Raw genomic sequence first — 17,135 nt, 5'->3', positions numbered from 1 at the left:
CGGCGGCCTACTGCTCGCCGCTGGCGCTCGGCGCGGCGCTGCCGTCGTGCGGCAGGCCGATCGCGTGATAGCCGGAATCGACGAAGTGGACGGTGCCGGTGACGCCGGCGCTGAGATCCGACAGGTAGTAGAGCGCGGCACCGCCGACATCCGTCAGCTCGACGTTGCGGCGGAGCGGCGCCGCGTCGCGCGACACGCGATAGACGTAGCGCGCGCCGCCGATCACGGCGCCGGCCAGGGTGCGCATCGGGCCGGGCGAGATCGCGTTCACCCTCACGCCCTGCGGGCCGAGATCGGCCGCGAGGTAGCGTACGCTGGCCTCGAGCGCGGCCTTGGCCACGCCCATCACGTTGTAGGACGGCATCACCCGCGTCGAGCCTTCGTAGGTCAGCGTGATCATGCTGCCGCCCTCGGTCATCAGCGGCAGCGCGCGGCGCGCGATCTCGGTGAAGGAGTAGCAGGAGATGGTGAGGCTGCGCTGGAAGTTGGCCTTGCTCGTGTCGACGTAGCGCCCCTTCAGCTCCTCCTTGTCGGAGAAGGCGATGGCATGGACCACGAAATCGAGGCGGCCCCACTCTTTCTTCAGCGTCTCGAACAGCCGGTCGAGGCTGGCCTCGTCCTCGACATCGGCCTCGACCACCACTTTAGAGCCGAGCTTCTGCACCATCGGCAGCACGCGCTTGCCGAAGGCAGCTCCCTGGTAGGTGAAGGCCATCTCGGCGCCGGCGGCATGCAGCGCCTGGGTGATGCCCCAGGCGATCGAGTGACTGTTGGCTACGCCCATGATCAGGCCGCGTTTGCCGGCCATGAGTTTGGGCACGTCAGGCAGAGACCTGGCGACAGGATCGTTGGGCATTTGAATCCGCCTCAGTGATCGTAGCGGGAGAGCAGGAGGCAGGCGTTGGTGCCGCCGAAGCCGAAGCTGTTCGACATCACGGTCTGGAGGCCGGCCTTGTCGATCCGCTCGCGGGCGATGGGATAGCCCTCGGCGCCGGGGTCGAGGTTCTCGATGTTGGCCGAGGCCGCGATGAAGTCGTGCTTCATCATCAGAAGCGAGTAGATCGCCTCGTGCGCACCGGTCGCGCCCTGGCTGTGGCCGGTCAGCGACTTGGTCGAGCTCACGGTCGGCAGTTTGTCGGGCTGCCGCTCGCCGAACACCGCGCGGATCGCGTCGAGTTCGGTGATGTCGCCGACCGGCGTCGCCGTGCCGTGGGTGTTGATGTAGTCGACGGGCGCGTTGCGCAGCGGCGTGCCGGGGAAGCCTGCAAGGGCGAGCCTCATGCAGCGGAGGGCGCCTTCGCCGGACGGTGCCACCATGTCGGCCCCGTCGGACGTGGCGCCATAGCCGGTCACCTCGGCGTAGATCCTGGCGCCGCGCGCTTTGGCGGTCTCGAGCTCCTCGAGCACCACGATGCCGCCGCCGCCCGCGATCACGAAGCCGTCTCGATCCTTGTCGTAGGCACGGCTCGCGCGCTGCGGCGTGTCGTTGAACTTGGACGACATGGCACCCATGGCGTCGAACAGAACCGACAGCGTCCATTCCAGCTCCTCGCCGCCGCCCGCGAACATGCGGTCGGCCTTGCCGAGCTGGATGGTCTCGACGGCGTTGCCGATGCAGTGCGCCGAGGTCGAGCAGGCCGAGCTGATCGAATAGCTGAGCCCCTTGATCTTGAAGGCCGTGGCGAGGTTCGCCGAGACGGTGCTGCACATGGCGCGCGGCACCTGGAAGGGACCGACGCGCTTGGGGCCCTTCTCCTTGGCAACGATCGCCGACTGCACGATGGCGCCGGTCGTCGGCCCGCCAGAGCCGGCGATCAGGCCGGTGCGCTCGTTGGAAATCTCGGCTTCGCCGAGACCGGCGTCGGCGATCGCTTCCTTCATTGCGAGATAGGCGTAGGCGCTGCCGTTGCCCATGAAGCGCATGAGGCGGCGGTCGACCAGCTCCTCGACATTGAGCTTGAGCGTGCCGGCGACCTGGCTGCGGAAGCCGAGCTCCTTGTACTGCGGCATGAACTCGATGCCGGACTTGCCTTCCTTCAGGGACTGCGTGACCTCGGCAGCGTTGTTGCCGATCGGCGAGACGATGCCCAGGCCCGTGACGACGACACGCTTCATCAGACTGCCGCTCCGGCCGGCACCGGGCCGTCCTTGACCAAGCCGACCTTCATGTCGATCGCCTCGTAGACCGGATTGCCATCGGCGGTCACGAAGCCGTCGCCGACGCCCATGACCAGGCGACGCAGGATCAGGCGCTTGGGATGCACGTGATAGGTCAGCTTCTTCACGGTCGGCACGATCATGCCGGTCAGCTTGACCTCGCCCACGCCGATCGCCCGGCCGCGGCCGGGGGCCTTCATCCAGCCCAGGAAGAACCCCAGCATCTGCCAGAGCGCATCGAGGCCCAGGCAGCCCGGCATCACCGGGTCGCCCTTGAAGTGGCAGGCGAAGAACCAGAGGTCCGGCTTCACGTCGAGCTCGGCCACGATCTCGCCCTTCCCGTATTTGCCTCCGGCGGCGTCGATCTTGACGATACGGTCGAACATCAGCATCGGCGGCAGCGGCAGCTGGGCGTTCCCGGGACCGAAAAGGTTGCCCTTGGCGCATTCGATCAAGTCTTCGAAAGTGTAACTGTTCTTCTGCTCGTGCTCGCTCACATTCACCGTCCCACAGGCCGCCCGGAGGGCTTCAGGGCCAGAATAAGGATGCCGGACGCCCGGCGCAAACCGGCTCATCCGGCCGGTGTAGCCCTTTTCTTGTCTTCTTCTCCTGCTTACATAAGACTGTCACCATGTCTGGCAATAGCCCCGATTTCACCGTCAGCCTTCGCGCGGCAGGCCTGCGGCCAACCCGCCAGCGTGTGGCGCTCGCGCGCGTGCTGTTCGAAGGCGGCCACCGTCACGTCACGGCGGAGAGCCTGCATGCAGAAGTGAAGGCCGGCCGCATGCCGGTTTCGCTGGCCACGGTCTACAATACCTTGAACCAGTTTCGCGATGCCGGCCTGCTGCGCGAGGTCGTCGTGGCGCCCGGGCGATCCTATTTCGACACCAATACCGGTCACCATCACCACTTCTACGTCGAGACCGACGGCGAACTGCACGATTTCCCGTCCGACAGCGTCACCGTCGACGGCCTGCCGGCCCCGCCCAAGGGCACCAGCCTCTCCCGCGTCGACGTGATCGTTCGAGTCCGCCGCTAGCGGCGACTGCGAAGCGTTTGCAATTGTTTAGAATGTTTCTAAACTGCTTGACGCTTTCGGGCAGGGCCTCCTAAATCCCTCCCGTGAGATTGGCGGATGGGCCGATCACAAAGGGAGAAGGACCATGGCGAACCTCAAGGGATCCAAGACCGAAGACAATCTGAAGGCCGCTTTCGCTGGCGAAAGCCAGGCCAATCGCCGCTACCTGTATTTCGCCCAGAAGGCCGACGTGGAAGGCTACAACGACGTCGCCGTCGTCTTCCGTTCGACCGCCGAGGGCGAGACCGGCCATGCCCACGGCCATCTCGAGTTCCTCGAGGTGAGCGGCGACCCGGCCACCGGCCTGCCGATCGGTCCGACCGACAGCAACCTCAAGGCCGCGATCGCCGGCGAGACGCACGAGTACACCGACATGTACCCGGGCATGGCGCGCACCGCGCGCGAAGAAGGCTTCGCCGAGGTCGCCGACTGGTTCGAGACCCTCGCCAAGGCCGAGAAGAGCCACGCCGGCCGCTTCCAGAAGGCCCTCGACTCGATGAGCTGAGCCCCCGGGCTCGTTCCGAAGGGGACCCCGCGCGGGTCCCCTTTTTCTTCCCGCTCCCCGTCACGAAGCGAGCGACCATGCGCGAAGGCAGCCTCGAAGCACCGATCCGCCACGATCTCGACTGGCAGAATCCCTGGTTCTGGGACGAAAAGGCCCTCGAGAAGGAGATGGAGCGCGTCTTCGACATCTGTCACGGCTGTCGCCGCTGCTTCAACCTGTGCGACTCCTTTCCGCGTCTCTTCGATCTGATCGACAACGGCCCGACCGGCGAACTCGATGGCGTGAAGAAGGAAGACTACGCGCAGGTCGAGGAAGCCTGCACGCTCTGCGACATGTGCTTCATGACCAAGTGTCCCTACGTGCCGCCGCACGAATGGGCGCTGGATTTCCCGCACCTGATGCTGCGCCACCGTGCGGTGCAGGCGCGCAAGAAGGGCGTCGACTTCGTCGATAAACAGCTGGCCGACACCGATCGCAGCGGCCGCCTGGGCACGTTCCTCGCCTCGGCCGTGAACTGGGCGACCGACGAGCACAATACGGTGACGCGCCACAGCATGGAGCGCTGGACCGGCATTCATCACGGCGCCCGGCTGCCGCGCTACGCCGGCGAGACCTTCGAGATCCGCGCCCGTCGCGAAGGCGTGGTGCTGAACGAGGCGGCGCCCGCCTTCGGCAAGCGCAAGGCCGTCCTCTACGCGACCTGCTTCGTGAACTTCAACAACACCGACATCGGCTCCGCCGCGCGGGCCGTGCTGGCCAAGAACGGCGTCGAGACCGAGGTCGTGCATCCGGCCTGCTGCGGCATGCCCAAGCTCGAGCTCGGCGACATCGAATCGGTGGCCAACGCGGCGAGGGAGGTCTCGGCGGCCCTGCTGCCGTGGGTCGACAAGGGCTACGACATCATCGCGCTGACGCCGTCCTGCGCCCTGATGCTCAAGTTCGAATGGCCCCTGATCTGTCCAAAGGATCCGGCGATCGAGCGGCTGTCGAACGCCACCTTCGACCTGTCCGAATATGTCGTCGACATCGCCAAGAAGCACGGGCTTGCGCCGGGCCTGGAACCCCTGGAAGGCGGGGTCAGCGTCCATCTCGCCTGTCATGCGCGGGCACAGAACATGGGCGCCAAGGCGGCCGAGATGCTGCGCCTGGTGCCGAAGACGCGTGTCGCGGTGATCGAGCGCTGCAGCGGCCATGGCGGCATCTGGGGCGCGCGGACCGAGAACTTCGAGACGGCGGTGAAGGTCGGCAAGCCCGCCGCGCAGGCCGCGCTCAAGAACGACACCAGCTTCGTCGCCTCGGAGTGCCCGCTGGCCGCCGATCACCTGATGCAGGTGATGGAGATGACGGCGGGCGACACGGCGCCCAAGCCCTCGCGCGCCAGCCATCCGATCGAACTTCTGGCGCAGGCCTACGGGCTTGCCGGGACGGACAAGTGATGCCGCGCAAGATCGACGCCTCCGACATCATCCCGATCGCGGAGTACGCCAAGCTGCGCGCCGAACGCCGCAAGCAGGTTTCCGAGATCAAGAAGAACCGCCGGCTCGAAGTCGGACCGTTCGCGACGTTCTACTTCGAGTCCTTCGACACGATGCTGCACCAGGTGCACGAGATGCTCTTCATCGAGAAGGGCGGCGCCGAGCAGCTCCCCGACGAGCTCGCAGCCTACAATCCGCTGATTCCCACCGGCAACGAGCTGGTCGCGACCGTGATGTTCGAGATCGACGATCCGCTGCGGCGCGCGCGCGTGCTCGGCACCTTGGGCGGCGTCGAGCACAAGGCCTTCATCCGGGTCGGCGGCGAGACGATCCGCGGCGTGCCGGAGGACGACCAGGAGCGTTCGCGCGAGGACGGCAAGGCGTCGTCGGTGCAGTTCATCCGCTTTCCCTTCACGCCGGCGCAGGTCGAGGCCTTCAGGAGCGGCAGCGGCGATGTCGTCGTCGGCTTCGATCACGCCAACTACGGCCACATGGCCGTGATGCCGGCTCCCGTGCGCCAGGCGCTTTCGGCGGATTTCGCCTGAGCGGCGGCAGCCTTCGTCAGTAATTCATCGGCAGGACGAGGACGATCGGGTCGCCGCGCATGCCGTCGGGCACTGGCGGCAGGGGCATGGCCCGGCGGATCGCCGCCATCTCCGCATTGTCGATCAGCGGCCAGCCGCTCGAACGATCGAGCCTGATGTCGAGCAGTTCGCCGGCCCGGCTGATGGTAACCCGGGTGACGACCCGGCCATGCTGCCGGGCGGCGCGGGCGGCGGCGGGATAGTCGCGATAGGGATCGATGTGGCGGTACACGCGCGACAGATAGTCGTTGCGGGCGCCGCCATCGCCCATCGCGGAGTCGAAGGAACTGGTCGAGGGCCCTCCGAGACTCGAGGTCTGCGGCGGATAGTCCTGAAGCCGCGTGCCCGGCGCCTGGGCCGTGCGCGGCGCGGTCGGCGGGCGCGTCGGCGGGCGGACCGGACGGGGCGGCGGCGCCGGCGATCGCTCCAGCGTCACCTGCGGTTTCCACGACGAGGCATCGGTCTGCCAGGCGGCCTCTGCCTCCGCTGCGGTGGGAGGTTCAGGAGCAGCGGTGGCCGTCTCGGCCGGTGCGGGCGCCGGCTCCGCGACCTGTTCGCTGGGCGGCGCGGGAGTTGGAACGGGAGCGGGAGCCGGCGAAGGCTCGACCCTGCGGGACGGCGGCGGAGCCGGTGTGGGCTCGACAGGCCTGGGAACGGCAGGTTCGGGAGCGACAGGCGCGAGGGCGGCCTGCTGCGGCGGCTCGGGCGTCGTTTCGGCCTCGGGCGGAGCCGGTTCGACGCGCTTCGCCTCGGTTTGCGCGGATTCGGTCGGAATGGCTTCGGCCGCAGGCGACGCGACCGACATGGGAGACGTGGGTGCCGCCGCAGTGCCGGCCGACGCGGGCTGGGGCTCGATCGAGACCATGATCGGCGTTTCCGCATGATCGAAGCGGCGTGTCGGCACGGCCCACCACAGGGCCGCCGCAACGGCCCCGTGCAGGCCGATCGCCAGGGCAAGCGCCGCCGGCGACATGCGCCCCGATTGCGCCCGGATGAGGCTGTCGTGTGTCACGGCACTGCACGTTCTACGTCCGCCCGGCACCCTCGGCCAGCCGGATCGGCGGCGGAGCCGGCAGTCTCAGCGCTGCTCGTTGTAACGGAAGCTGACGGGAAGCTGGAACGTGTGCCGGTCGCCCCGGATGTCGGCGGGCAGCGGCGGGTAGGGGCTGGCGCGGCGGATCGTCTCCATCACGCCGGCATCGAGCGAGGGCAGACCGCTCGATTTCTCGATGACCACGTTGAGCAGCTGTCCGTCGCGCGCGATCGTCACGCGCGTCAGCACCGTGCCTTCCTCGCGGATCGTGTTGGTGTTCTTCGGAACGTAGGGGAATTGCGCGATCCTGCGCATCACCTGCCAGAGATACTGCTCCTGCGCGCGCTTTTGCCCGTAATCGTCCGCGGGATTGCGAAAGACGGCGGAGGGCTGGGCGGCTGCCTGCGAATCGGAACCCCGAGGCGCTGGTCTCTGCGGCTGAGCCGTCAGGGGGGACGGCCGGGGCTGCTGCTGGGGCGGCGCAGGGGGCGGGGGCCGATGGGCCGGGGCGGGTGCCGGAGGCGGCGGCGCCGGCCGCGCCGCCTGTTGTTGCGGGGGCGCCGGCGGTGCCGGGCGGGGAACCGGCAGAGGCTTCGGTACGTCCCGCTCGGTCACGGGCGGCGGCGGCGCATCGAGAGGGGGCAGGGCCTGTTCGAGCGACGGCGGAGGGGGAGGTGGCGGCGGCTCGGGTTTGGCCAGCGCCTGTTGCTGCGGTTGCGGCGGCGGGACCGGCTGGGCGAGTGCCTGCTGCTGCTGCTGTTGCTGCGGTTCGGGTGGCTCCTGCCGGGGCTCCTCCTTTGCTTCCTGCGGCTTGGCCTCCGCGGGCTTGGATTCCTCCTTCGGCCCTGCCTCCTGCACCTTGTCGGGCGTGGGCATGTCCGTCGCGCGTGGGGAGGGTTTTTCGGCACCGGCGACGTCGCGCGGGTTCGTGCTGCGCTCGGCGGCAGGCGGCGGCAGACCGAGACGCATGGGCGGTGCAGGCTGCGGGGTGGGCGTCGGCGCGCTGGCCACGGGTGCGGGCGGTGGCGGTGGTGGAGCGGGCGTGACGGCGGGCTGCGGCGTCGGCTCGGTCTTCTGCTCGGCGACCGCGGGCGGCGCCTCGGGCGCGTCCATCGTGATCTCGATGGCGTCCTCGAAGCGGTCGACCGGCCGCAGTGGCGAGATCCAGAACAGGGCCAGTCCGACACCGACATGCAGAAGCACTGCCAGCGCCACGGCGGACGGTGGCATGTGCTCGAAGCGGGAGTAGGTGAGACTGACGTCGTGGGTCACGGTGACCCCGTTCTACGGGGCGGCCGGGCGGGCCGCTAGTTGATCGGCTCGGATTTGTAGACGCCCCACATGCCGCTCCGCTCGATCCAGCCGCTGACGCCCGAAACCCTGACCCGGCACCAGTCGCCGGCGCAGGAGCGGATCTCGCCCATCACCTCGGGCTCGAGCTTCGCCACGACCTCGGCCGACGCCGCCGGCGTCTTGTGGAGGCTGGCGGTCTTCGCGGCGACGATGAAGCTGCGCTTGCCGGTCAGCAGGCTCTGGTGGACCCAACCGCTCGCCCCCTGCCAGTCGCGAATCTTGCGCCAGTTTTCGTACTCGGCGACGATCTCGACCGGCATGGCCTTGCGCTTGAACATCCAGTCGATCGGATAGCGCGAGCCCGGTCCGGTGCGGACGTTGACCTCGTCGGAGCGCAGGGAAGCGAAGCGCGGAATGGGGAGGCCGGAGCCCTTGCGCTGGGTGCTGGTCGGTTTGTCGGGGGCGGCGAGGGCTGCATTGCCGCCGGCCTGGGGCAGGGAAACCGCCGCCAGAGCTACGGAGAAGGCGCAAAGCAGGGCCGACGATCGAATTCCCATTGGCCCCTATATACCTGAATTCTTCAAATGGAGCGACAAGTAGCTGAAAAGGCGCGACTTTCCGGCATGTGATCGGATGGGGCGGTTTGCTGGACAAAATGCGCGCGGACTTGCTAATCGGGCTTAGTCCCTGTCTCGAGCCAGCGCCGGTCCCAATTTCACATGCCGTCCACTCCCAAGAACAAGCCGCTGGTGATCGTCACCCGAAAGCTTCCCGACGCCATCGAGACGCGTCTGATGGAGCTGTTCGATACGCGCCTCAACGCCGACGACAAGCCGATGACCGGCCCGCAGCTCATCGACGCCGTGAAGACGGCCGACGTGCTGGTGCCCACGGTGACCGACCGCATCGACGCCCGCGTGCTGTCGCAGGCGGGGCCCCGGCTGAAGCTGATCGCCTCGTTCGGCACCGGCGTCGACCACATCGATCTCGACACTGCCCGCCAGCGCGGCATCACCGTCACCAACACGCCGGGCGTGCTGACCGAAGATACGGCCGACATGGCCATGGCGCTGGTCCTGGCCACGGCGCGTCGCGTGGGTGAAGGCGAGCGGCTGGTGCGCAGCGGCAAGTGGTCCGGCTGGAGCCCGACCTCGATGCTGGGCGCCCGCCTGCAGGGCAAGCGCCTGGGCATCGTCGGCATGGGCCGCATCGGCCAGGCGCTGGCGCGCCGCGCGCGCGGCTTCGGCCTCGCCATCCACTATCACAACCGCAAGCGCGTCCACGGCGAGCTCGAGCGCGAGCTCGAGGCGACCTATTGGGAAAGCCTCGACCAGATGCTGGCGCGCATGGATATCGTGTCGGTGAACTGCCCGCACACGCCCGCGACGTTCCACCTTCTCTCGGCCCGCCGTCTCAAGCTGATGAAGCCGACATCGATCCTCGTGAACACCGCGCGCGGCGAGGTGATCGACGAGAACGCGATGGTGCGCATGCTGAAGGCGGGCGAAATGGCCAGCGCCGGACTCGACGTCTACGAGAACGAGCCGCAGGTGAACCCGAAGCTGCTCGAAATGGATCGCGTGGTCCTGCTGCCGCACATGGGCTCGGCCACGCTCGAGGGCCGCATCGAGATGGGCGAGAAGGTCCTGATCAACATCAAGACCTTCGCCGACGGCCACAAGCCGCCGGACCGGGTGCTTGCCACCATGTTCTAGCGCGTTCACACGCGCTGCCGCCCGCCAGCGCATATGAATGCGCTATAAATCCCCCTCCACCATCTCGCGCGCGCGATTGTCGATCAGCACGTCGCGCGTCGCGCGTCCGACCTGGGCGCCGATCAGGATGGTGAGCGAGGTCCAGTACATCCAGACCATGATGGCGGCGAAGCCCGCGGTGGCGCCGAACGCCGAGGTGAGCTGGGTCACCTCGAAATAGAAGACCAGGGCGCGGTTGCCGGCCGCGAAGAGCAGGGCGTTCACCAGGCCGCCGATCAGCGCGTAGCGCCAGGGCACGCGGCCCGTCGGCAGCCACTTGTAGATCAGCGTGAAGAAGCCCGAGAGCAGGCCGTAGTGCACCGAGGTCGAGATCGCCGGGCCGATCCAGACGCCCAGGATGGGAAACCGTTCGAGCACGCCGGCATAGGCTGAAATCAGCACGCTCGACAGGATCACGACGATCAACAGGACGCCCAGCACGATCATCAGCAGCACGGCGAGCAGTCGCGACTTCAGGCTGGCCAGGACCGGATGGACCGTCGGGCCCTTGCTGTCGCGCCAGATCGCGTCGATTCCGTCGTCCAGTTCCACGAAGACGCGGGTGCCGGTGTAGAGTAGCACGGCCGCACCGGCGAGGGCGGCGATGCCGCCGCCGCGGAACAGGTCCTCCGAGGCGAAGCGGCGGATGGTGCGCAAATGGTCCTGCGCCACGACGGTGCCGAGCGCATCGAAGATCGCCTCCTGCGCCATGAACCTGCCGACGAACGGCTCGGCGATGGCGATCGTGAAGATCATGATCGGGCCCAGCGCGAACATCGTATAGAACGCCATCGCCGCGGCCGAGGTGGAGAGCCGGTTCGCGAAGTAGCCGTAGCCGGCCTCGTAGGCGATACGCCAGAGCGTTTGGATCATGGGTCAGCGCAGATGGGCGATGGCGTTGGCATAATACGCGAGGACCGGCCGTTCGGTTGCCACGACCGAGAACAGTCCCGCGCCGCTCTCTTCTACCAGACGGCGCAGCGACAGCATGCGCAGGCCGACATGGAAGGCATAGTCGCGGTCGCCCCGCGGCAGGTAGAGCTTCGCCCCGCGCGCCTCGAAATGCACGATCAGGTCGGAGGCCCGGACCTTGAGTTCCAGTTCGTCGAGCGGACCCTCGGCTTCGAGCAGGATCGTCGCCATCAGCGACACGGGCAGGACGGGGACGAGGCGGGCGATCTCGCCCATCACGTCGTTTGCCAGCCGGCCGATCACCTCGAAGCGCTGCTCCTTGCCGAGCGGGCGCAGGTCGCCGCCATTCGGCCCCCCATGGGCGGCCAGCCAGTCGCGTGCCGAGATGGGCCCGCCGAAATTCACGCAGGCATAGCCGAAGCGGTGCCATTGCCCCCGCAGCATCAGCCCGAGCTGGCTCGCCCAGAAGATCAGCGCCGTGCGCATGGCGAACCAGGCGCTGCGCCGGCCCGCCTCGCGGTCGAGCGAGCGCAGCAGGGTCCGGTCCTCCAGCACGCGGTCGTAGTTCAGTGCCACCGGCACGAAGACGATGTCGTGCGTGCCCCTGGGATCGAAGGATTTCAGCATGTAATCGAACAGGCCGAGCTTGGGCTCACGCAGGCGGCCGTCGCGTGACAGGCCGCCTTCGGGATACATCGCCTGGGCGACACCGGCTTCTGTCGCCATGTGGACGTAGCGCTCGAGCACCCGCCGGTAGATCGGGCTGTCGGAATTGCGGCGCACGAAGTAGGCGCCCATCGACCGGATGAGCTGCTGCAGCGGCCAGATCCGCGCCCACTCGCCGACGGCGTAGGACAGCGCGGTGCGCTCGGCCGCGAGGAACGCCACCAGCACGTAGTCCATGTTGCTGCGGTGGTTCATCACGAACACCACGGTCGTGTCGGGCGACACGCCGGCCAGGGTGCGCTCGTCGGCATAGCCCAGGCGCACGCGATAGAGAAACCGCGCGACGGTGCGGGCGATCGAATAGCCGACCCGGAAATAGACGTAGGCGTTGAAGGTCGGCACGATCTCGCGCGCGTAGCGATGGACTTCCGTCATCGCCACCTCGCGCGGCACGTCGTGGGTGCGCGCATGTTCGTTGGCGGCGGCCACGACCTGCGGGTCGTAGATCAGGCGGTCGATCAGGACCTGCCGCTTGGTGAGCTGGAACGGCTTGATCTCGACGGCGAGGCGGCGGTTGACCCTGTCGATCAGCCGGTTGAGTCGTCGCCGCAGGAACCAGCGGCCGCTCGGGATCAGCAGCCGGTCGAGCAGCGACCACAGCGCGAAGGCTGCGATGGCGACGAACAGCCAGAGCGGGAGGGTGACGGGCTCGCCCATGTCCTTCTTCCCGCGGATCCCCGTCAGTACTGCTTGAGACCGAGGCCGGCGATCGCCAGCAGGATCGAGGCGATGCCCAGGACGATGCAGGAGGCCACCGTCCCCATCAGGCGGCCCTTCGGGACCAGGCCCAGCATCCCGCCGGCATGCAGGACGCGCGCGACCAGCAGCGCCACCGACAGGGCCGCGACCATGCGGAAGCCGTAGAAGTCGCTCGCCATATAGATCGTCAGCAAAGTGAGAGGCGCGAACTCCATCAGGTTGCCGTGCGCCCGCACCGCCGCCTGCATTTCGGCGTCGCCGCCGTCCCCCAGGTTGATCCGCTTGCGGCCGCGCATCAGGCCGACATGCACGGTCAGAGCAGCCGCCAGCAGGCCCAGCAGCCCGGCGCAGACGTAAAAGACGGGCATTGGCGGCCTCCCCTCGATTTGGCGGCATTCTATGATCATATTGACCCGAAGCCAGCGACCGATAGCGAGAGGAGCCGCGCCATGTGGCGGATTTTGCGCCGGAAGACCGAGATCCCGACCGCCGACCGGGCCCTGCCGGGCCGCCCGTCGCCGGACTTCGAGATTCCCGTCATGCACTACGTCAACGGCAACCGCATCCAGCCACCTTTTCCCGAAGGCCTCGAGCAGGCGATGTTCGGCCTGGGCTGCTTCTGGGGCGCCGAGCGCGTGTTCTGGGAGGCGCCGGGCGTCTACGCGACCGCCGTCGGCTATGCCGCGGGCCTCACGCCCCACCCGACCTACGAGGAAGTCTGCTCCGGCTATACCGGCCACAACGAGGTGGTGATGGTGTGGTTCGACCCGGCGAAGACATCCTACGAGGCGCTGCTGCGTCTGTTCTGGGAGAGCCACGACCCGACCCAGGGCATGCGCCAGGGCAACGATGTCGGCACGCAGTATCGCTCGGGCCTCTACACCTTTTCGGAGGCGCAGAAGACGCAGGCCCAGGCGTCGCGCGCGATCTTCCAGAAGGAACTCGCGCGGAAGGGCTACGGCGCGATCACGACCGAGATCGTCGAGGCCCCGGCGTTCTTCTACGCCGAGGACTATCACCAGCAGTATCTCGCCAAGAACCCCGGCGGCTATTGCGGCCTGGGCGGCACCGGCGTGTCGTGCCCCATCGGGCTGGGCGTCGCGGCGGCATCATAGCTCCTCTCCGCCACGCTGGCGCGCGCGGAGAGGGCCTTCAACGCGGGACGGCTAAACCGGCATCGCCTTGTTCTCGTAGCCGAACTCCTTGTCCAGGGCGGCGATCTGGCGGCGGAAGTCGATGCGCATCCGCGCCTTGTCGCTCTCGTCCAGCCACGAGCCTTCGAGCGAATTCAGGCTGAACAGGCGGGCCTTGTCGGGCCCCCAGCCGATCGTCTCGAACAGGGTCGTGAAGCCGTGGCCGAGATTGGTGCCGAACATCGCCGGATCGTCGGTGTTGATGGTGACGTTCAATCCGGCCTCGACCATGCGGCGGATGCGCTGCGGCCGGTGCGGGCGGTTGTGCAGCAGGCTGGTCCAGGCGCAGGGCGTGAAGTAGAGCCCGTCCTTGCGCGCCTCGCTCATCACGAAGTTCGACGCCAGCATGTTGTAGCCGTGGTCGATGCGGTCGCAGCGCAGCACGTCGCGGCAGATCAGGTAGTTGGTCGGCGGCGCTTCCAGCGGCGTGAGATAATCCTCGCAGCAATGCGCGGTGCAACGCAGCCCGCCCTTGCGCGCCAATGCATAGGCTTCGGCGAAGATCGCGGGCGGGCCGACGCTCTCATTGCCGTCCAGCCCGATGCCGATCACCAGCTCATGGCGATGGGCGAGCGCCGTCTCCACGATCTCGACGGCCTGCGCGGGCGAGTTGATCGAGCGGTCGATGCAGCAGATGAGCCGGGCGGAGATGCCGAAGTCGCGTCCGACGCGCTCGATTCCATCGGCCATGCCGCCCACCATCGACGGATAGTCGATGCCGTTCGGGTAGAAGTAGTCGGGATTGAAGAAGAACTCGACGTGCCGCAGGTTGCCGTCGCGCGCGGCATCCTCGCAGTATTCGTAGACCGCGCGGCTGAAATCCTCCGGCGTGCGCAGCACCAGCGCGGAGAGGCGCAGGATCTCGAGGAACCCGTCGAAGTTCGGCCATTGGTAGAGCTGCTCGGCCGGCCGCGGCAGCGGCAGGCCGTATTTCTTCGCCAGCTCCGCCACGGTCGTCGCGCGCAGGGTACCGGCGAGATGGCAGTGCAGCTCGGCTTTGGGAATGCGCCGCAGGTAATCGTCGGCTACCGCTTTCGCCATCGGGGCGATCCTCACTTCTTCTCGATGTTGTAGAGCAGCATGACCGGCGACTTCAGCACGCCTTCGAGGTTGTTGCGCCAGGCCGAAGGGGTCGTGAACTGCGCCAGCGGCAGATAGAGCACCTGCTCGTAGGCGCGGGCCTGGATCTCGGTCGCGATCGTCTTGCGCGCGGCCTCGTCAGGGGCCGTGGCGAACTTGAGCCGCAGCTCCTCGGTCTTCTCGTCCTTCGGCCAGCCCCAGGCGGACGCGGGCGGGCCCGAGGCGACGAGGAACGGGTTGCTGAGCGGATTGCCCTGGTCGGGCACCGAGTTCGTCGTGTGGGCGAGGTTCCAGCCGCCCTTGTCGACCGGGCCGGTGTTGAGCCGGCGGGTGGCGAAGGTCTGGAAGTCCATCGACACCATGTCGACCTTGAAACCGAGATCGACCAGCACCTGGCGCGTGACGTTGCCCAGCGCCGCGATGCCCGGCGCGTTGGCGACATGCAGCATCACCAGCGGCTTGGACATGTCGACGTTGGCTTCCTTCAGCATCGCCTTGGCGGCCGCGATGTCGAACGAGGGTATACCGGCCTTGCTCTCGTAGGGCATGCCGCAGCCGAAGATCGCGGCGCAGTCGGTCGCAAACTTGGGATCGCCGGCCACGACGGCGGCGTACATCGACCGGTCGACGGCGCGGGCGATCGCCTGCCTTACCTTGAGATTGTCGAACGGCGGCTGCAGGTGGTTCATGCGCATGATGGCCTGGAAGCCGTACTTGCTCACGACCTCCGCCTTCGCCCCGGATTTCGCGTCGAACAGCGGCAGCAGGTCGGCGGGGACCCTCTCGAGATAGTCGACCTCGCCGCGGATCAAGGCGCTCACCTGGGTCTGCGCATCCGGCATGCCCAGCATCTCGACCCTGTCCATCTTCGCGATCTTGGCGCCGGAGGCCCAGTTGGGCGGCTCGCTGCGCGGCTTGTAGTCCGTGAACTTGTCGAGGACGATCTTGACCCCGGGCTCATGCAGGTCGGCGCGGAATTTGTAGGGACCGGAGCCGACGATCTCCTTCACCTGCTCGCTGCCGGGGGTCTTGGCGATGCGCTCCGGCATCATGAAGGGCACGGGCGCGCCAATCTTGGCCAGGCTGTCGAGCACCAGCCCGTAGGGCTCCTTCAGCACCAGCTTGATCGTATTGGCGTCGACCGCCTCCAGCGCAGCCGTGAACTTCGCCAGGGTCTGGCCCATGCTGTCGCGCGAGCCCCAGCGCTGGATCGAGGCGACGCAGTCTGCCGCGGTGACCGGCTGGCCGTCATGCCACTTCAGGCCGGGCCGCAGCACGAAGGTGTAGGTGAGCTTGTCGGGGCTGATCGTGTAGCGCTCGACCATCTGCGGCTTGGGCTCGAACTTGTCGTCGACCGCGAACAGCGTGTCGTAGATCAGGTAGCCGAGGTCGCGCGTCGTGAACGACGTCGTGAAATGCGGGTCGAGGACGCGGCTCAGCGTCTCGGGGGCCACTTTGAGGGTCGTGGCCAGTGTCTGGGCCTGTGTCTGCGCCTGCGCGGGCAGGGCGGCGAGAAAGGTGGAGGCGGCGAGCGCGGCCAGCGACCAGAAGCGGAATTGGGTCATCAACAGGTTCCTCGATTGGGAAGCCGGCGGTGCACGCGTCATGCCACGCACGCGGTCCCGTTTCGGCCCATCAGCATGAAGGCCGCCCCGCGGTGCTGAAAAGCGCTAGATTCGGGACGGAGTGTGCGGTTTTTTCGTACGGTCGGGCCGGGCCCGCATCAGGCGCGAGCGCGCCCCGCCTTTGTCCTGCCGACTTCCCGCAGGCTGCCGGTCCAGGCGCGGCGCGCCGGCAGGCCCTGCAATTCTTCGCGCAGGAATTCCGCCAGCATGGAAGCGACCGGAGAGGGCTTGGCGTGGCGCGGTGCGATCAGCGACAGGTGCGAGCCGCGGACATGGCGGTCTGCCAGCGGGATGTGCACGAGGTCGCGGTCGGCGAAGTCCGCTCCGATGTCGGGCAGGCTGAGCAGCGCGATCTGGCGATGCTCGCGCACCAGCATCTTCATCACTTCGACGGAATTGGTCGTGACCACGCCGGCGAAATGGACCTTGGCGCGCTCCAGGGCGGTTTCCAGGATGCGGCGCGAGGTGAGCGAAGAATCGGGAAAGACGAAACTGTAGTTGGCGCACTCCGCGAGCCGGATCGACTTGCGGCCAGCCAAGGGGTGGTCCCGCGCCACGACGATTCCCGAGCTGGGCTGGATCGACGCCAGCACGCGGATCTCCGGGAGCTTCGGCACGGCGTAGCAGATGGCGAGGTCGAGCTTCCCGGCGACCAGCCGGTCGACGATCTCTGCCGTGCCGCCCATCAGCACCTCGAGCGAGACCAGCGACTGGCGTTCGCGCATATGGCTCATCAATCGCGATACGACGGTGCGCGAGAAGCTTTCCATGAGGCCGAGCGAGGCGTGGCCGCGCACCATGCTGCGCAGCTGGCCGATATGCTGCACGAGCTGCGCATGGTCGTGCTGCCAGCGCTGGACTTCCGCCACCACCATCTGGCCGGCGGGCGTGAGCCGCATGCCGCGCGGCAGGCGCTCGAACAGTGCCGCGCCGTACTCGGCCTCGAGGTTCAGGATCTGCCGGTTCACCGCCGAGGGCGAGAGGTTGAGCCGCGTCGCCGCGCGCCGGATCGAGCCGGTCT

Annotated in this window: 18 protein-coding genes; 6 read left to right on the top strand and 12 right to left on the bottom strand. The window is 67.7% G+C overall.

Features of this window, described 5'->3' with window-relative positions; translation table 11 throughout:
* Window positions 1-7: 7 nt before the first annotated feature.
* Genes Q0Q48_RS26085 through fabA form a run of 3 tightly spaced genes read right to left on the bottom strand, consistent with a single transcriptional unit; the run spans window position 8 to window position 2,654 of the window.
* The gene (locus tag Q0Q48_RS26085) at window positions 8-856 is read right to left on the bottom strand and encodes an SDR family oxidoreductase (protein WP_295144831.1); all 849 of its coding nucleotides are present in this window, start codon (window positions 854-856) and stop codon (window positions 8-10) included.
* Window positions 857-867: 11 nt separating this feature from the next.
* The gene (fabB, locus tag Q0Q48_RS26080; RefSeq protein ID WP_295144829.1) at window positions 868-2,115 is read right to left on the bottom strand and encodes a beta-ketoacyl-ACP synthase I; all 1,248 of its coding nucleotides are present in this window, start codon (window positions 2,113-2,115) and stop codon (window positions 868-870) included.
* Window positions 2,115-2,654 (bottom strand): 3-hydroxyacyl-[acyl-carrier-protein] dehydratase FabA, encoded by a 540-nt coding sequence (gene fabA, locus Q0Q48_RS26075; RefSeq protein ID WP_295144826.1) that lies wholly within the window; start codon window positions 2,652-2,654, stop codon window positions 2,115-2,117. Before fabA ends, fabB begins: the two co-directional genes overlap by 1 nt.
* A 134-nt stretch (window positions 2,655-2,788) precedes the next feature.
* Here fabA and irrA point away from each other — a divergent pair, with 134 nt between their 5' ends.
* From irrA to Q0Q48_RS26055, 4 genes are all read left to right on the top strand, one after another.
* Window positions 2,789-3,196 carry an iron response transcriptional regulator IrrA gene (gene irrA, locus Q0Q48_RS26070; RefSeq protein WP_295144824.1) on the top strand — a complete coding sequence of 136 codons (408 nt, stop codon included), beginning with the start codon at window positions 2,789-2,791 and terminating at the stop codon, window positions 3,194-3,196.
* 124 nt (window positions 3,197-3,320) lie between these two features.
* Window positions 3,321-3,740, top strand: a complete 420-nt coding sequence (locus Q0Q48_RS26065) for a rubrerythrin family protein (RefSeq protein ID WP_295144821.1) — start codon at window positions 3,321-3,323, stop codon at window positions 3,738-3,740.
* 77 nt (window positions 3,741-3,817) lie between these two features.
* Entirely contained in the window at window positions 3,818-5,176 is a 1,359-nt protein-coding gene (locus tag Q0Q48_RS26060) for a heterodisulfide reductase-related iron-sulfur binding cluster (protein WP_295144818.1), read from the top strand.
* The gene (locus Q0Q48_RS26055; RefSeq protein WP_295144815.1) at window positions 5,176-5,760 is read left to right on the top strand and encodes a DUF3501 family protein; all 585 of its coding nucleotides are present in this window, start codon (window positions 5,176-5,178) and stop codon (window positions 5,758-5,760) included. The genes Q0Q48_RS26060 and Q0Q48_RS26055 overlap by 1 nt, the downstream gene beginning before the upstream one ends.
* A 16-nt stretch (window positions 5,761-5,776) precedes the next feature.
* Here Q0Q48_RS26055 and Q0Q48_RS26050 read toward each other — a convergent pair whose 3' ends face one another.
* The 3 genes from Q0Q48_RS26050 to Q0Q48_RS26040 form a co-directional block, all read right to left on the bottom strand.
* Window positions 5,777-6,811, bottom strand: a complete 1,035-nt coding sequence (locus tag Q0Q48_RS26050) for an energy transducer TonB (protein WP_295144812.1) — start codon at window positions 6,809-6,811, stop codon at window positions 5,777-5,779.
* A 66-nt stretch (window positions 6,812-6,877) separates the two neighbouring features.
* On the bottom strand, window positions 6,878-8,104 hold the full coding sequence (locus Q0Q48_RS26045; RefSeq protein ID WP_295144809.1) for a cell envelope integrity protein TolA: 1,227 nt from the start codon (window positions 8,102-8,104) through the stop codon (window positions 6,878-6,880).
* Window positions 8,105-8,139: 35 nt separating this feature from the next.
* Entirely contained in the window at window positions 8,140-8,682 is a 543-nt protein-coding gene (locus tag Q0Q48_RS26040) for an SH3 domain-containing protein (protein ID WP_295144806.1), read from the bottom strand.
* 162 nt (window positions 8,683-8,844) lie between these two features.
* On the opposite strand from Q0Q48_RS26040, the gene Q0Q48_RS26035 reads away from it, so the two are divergent.
* Window positions 8,845-9,840, top strand: coding sequence for a D-glycerate dehydrogenase (locus Q0Q48_RS26035; protein ID WP_295144802.1), 996 nt, complete (start codon window positions 8,845-8,847; stop codon window positions 9,838-9,840).
* 42 nt (window positions 9,841-9,882) lie between these two features.
* On the opposite strand, the gene Q0Q48_RS26030 is transcribed toward Q0Q48_RS26035, so the two are convergent.
* Genes Q0Q48_RS26030 through Q0Q48_RS26020 form a run of 3 tightly spaced genes read right to left on the bottom strand, consistent with a single transcriptional unit; the run spans window position 9,883 to window position 12,584 of the window.
* The gene (locus Q0Q48_RS26030; protein ID WP_295144798.1) at window positions 9,883-10,752 is read right to left on the bottom strand and encodes a YihY/virulence factor BrkB family protein; all 870 of its coding nucleotides are present in this window, start codon (window positions 10,750-10,752) and stop codon (window positions 9,883-9,885) included.
* A 3-nt stretch (window positions 10,753-10,755) separates the two neighbouring features.
* Window positions 10,756-12,174 carry a 1-acyl-sn-glycerol-3-phosphate acyltransferase gene (locus tag Q0Q48_RS26025; RefSeq protein ID WP_295144795.1) on the bottom strand — a complete coding sequence of 473 codons (1,419 nt, stop codon included), beginning with the start codon at window positions 12,172-12,174 and terminating at the stop codon, window positions 10,756-10,758.
* Window positions 12,175-12,197: 23 nt separating this feature from the next.
* The gene (locus Q0Q48_RS26020) at window positions 12,198-12,584 is read right to left on the bottom strand and encodes an MAPEG family protein (RefSeq protein WP_295144792.1); all 387 of its coding nucleotides are present in this window, start codon (window positions 12,582-12,584) and stop codon (window positions 12,198-12,200) included.
* Window positions 12,585-12,665: 81 nt separating this feature from the next.
* Between Q0Q48_RS26020 and msrA the strand changes: the two genes are divergently transcribed.
* Window positions 12,666-13,331 (top strand): peptide-methionine (S)-S-oxide reductase MsrA, encoded by a 666-nt coding sequence (msrA, locus tag Q0Q48_RS26015; protein ID WP_295144789.1) that lies wholly within the window; start codon window positions 12,666-12,668, stop codon window positions 13,329-13,331.
* A 51-nt stretch (window positions 13,332-13,382) separates the two neighbouring features.
* On the opposite strand, the gene add is transcribed toward msrA, so the two are convergent.
* From add to Q0Q48_RS26000, 3 genes are all read right to left on the bottom strand, one after another.
* Window positions 13,383-14,450, bottom strand: a complete 1,068-nt coding sequence (gene add, locus Q0Q48_RS26010) for an adenosine deaminase (protein WP_295144787.1) — start codon at window positions 14,448-14,450, stop codon at window positions 13,383-13,385.
* A gap of 11 nt (window positions 14,451-14,461) precedes the next feature.
* Window positions 14,462-16,054 (bottom strand): ABC transporter substrate-binding protein, encoded by a 1,593-nt coding sequence (locus tag Q0Q48_RS26005; protein WP_295144784.1) that lies wholly within the window; start codon window positions 16,052-16,054, stop codon window positions 14,462-14,464.
* A 158-nt stretch (window positions 16,055-16,212) separates the two neighbouring features.
* Window positions 16,213-17,135: LysR family transcriptional regulator (locus tag Q0Q48_RS26000; protein ID WP_295144781.1), on the bottom strand; the 923-nt coding region annotated here is incomplete at its 5' end.

Source organism: uncultured Reyranella sp. (genome assembly GCF_945957355.1).
Classification (GTDB): domain Bacteria; phylum Pseudomonadota; class Alphaproteobacteria; order Reyranellales; family Reyranellaceae; genus Reyranella.
The sequence above is the reverse complement of the archived record's forward strand: the minus strand, read 5'-3'. Positions and strand labels throughout refer to the sequence as shown.

Bases quoted from the DNA above. Each gene is read 5' to 3' on its own strand.
- Q0Q48_RS26085 (WP_295144831.1), bottom strand. From the start codon at position 856: ATGCCCAACGATCCTGTCGCCAGGTCTCTGCCTGACGTGCCCAAACTC.
- fabB (WP_295144829.1), bottom strand. From the start codon at position 2,115: ATGAAGCGTGTCGTCGTCACGGGCCTGGGCATCGTCTCGCCGATCGGC.
- irrA (WP_295144824.1), top strand. From the start codon at position 2,789: ATGTCTGGCAATAGCCCCGATTTCACCGTCAGCCTTCGCGCGGCAGGC.
- Q0Q48_RS26065 (WP_295144821.1), top strand. From the start codon at position 3,321: ATGGCGAACCTCAAGGGATCCAAGACCGAAGACAATCTGAAGGCCGCT.
- Q0Q48_RS26060 (WP_295144818.1), top strand. From the start codon at position 3,818: ATGCGCGAAGGCAGCCTCGAAGCACCGATCCGCCACGATCTCGACTGG.
- Q0Q48_RS26055 (WP_295144815.1), top strand. From the start codon at position 5,176: ATGCCGCGCAAGATCGACGCCTCCGACATCATCCCGATCGCGGAGTAC.
- Q0Q48_RS26040 (WP_295144806.1), bottom strand. From the start codon at position 8,682: ATGGGAATTCGATCGTCGGCCCTGCTTTGCGCCTTCTCCGTAGCTCTG.
- Q0Q48_RS26035 (WP_295144802.1), top strand. From the start codon at position 8,845: ATGCCGTCCACTCCCAAGAACAAGCCGCTGGTGATCGTCACCCGAAAG.
- Q0Q48_RS26030 (WP_295144798.1), bottom strand. From the start codon at position 10,752: ATGATCCAAACGCTCTGGCGTATCGCCTACGAGGCCGGCTACGGCTAC.
- Q0Q48_RS26025 (WP_295144795.1), bottom strand. From the start codon at position 12,174: ATGGGCGAGCCCGTCACCCTCCCGCTCTGGCTGTTCGTCGCCATCGCA.
- Q0Q48_RS26020 (WP_295144792.1), bottom strand. From the start codon at position 12,584: ATGCCCGTCTTTTACGTCTGCGCCGGGCTGCTGGGCCTGCTGGCGGCT.
- msrA (WP_295144789.1), top strand. From the start codon at position 12,666: ATGTGGCGGATTTTGCGCCGGAAGACCGAGATCCCGACCGCCGACCGG.
- add (WP_295144787.1), bottom strand. From the start codon at position 14,450: ATGGCGAAAGCGGTAGCCGACGATTACCTGCGGCGCATTCCCAAAGCC.
- Q0Q48_RS26005 (WP_295144784.1), bottom strand. From the start codon at position 16,054: ATGACCCAATTCCGCTTCTGGTCGCTGGCCGCGCTCGCCGCCTCCACC.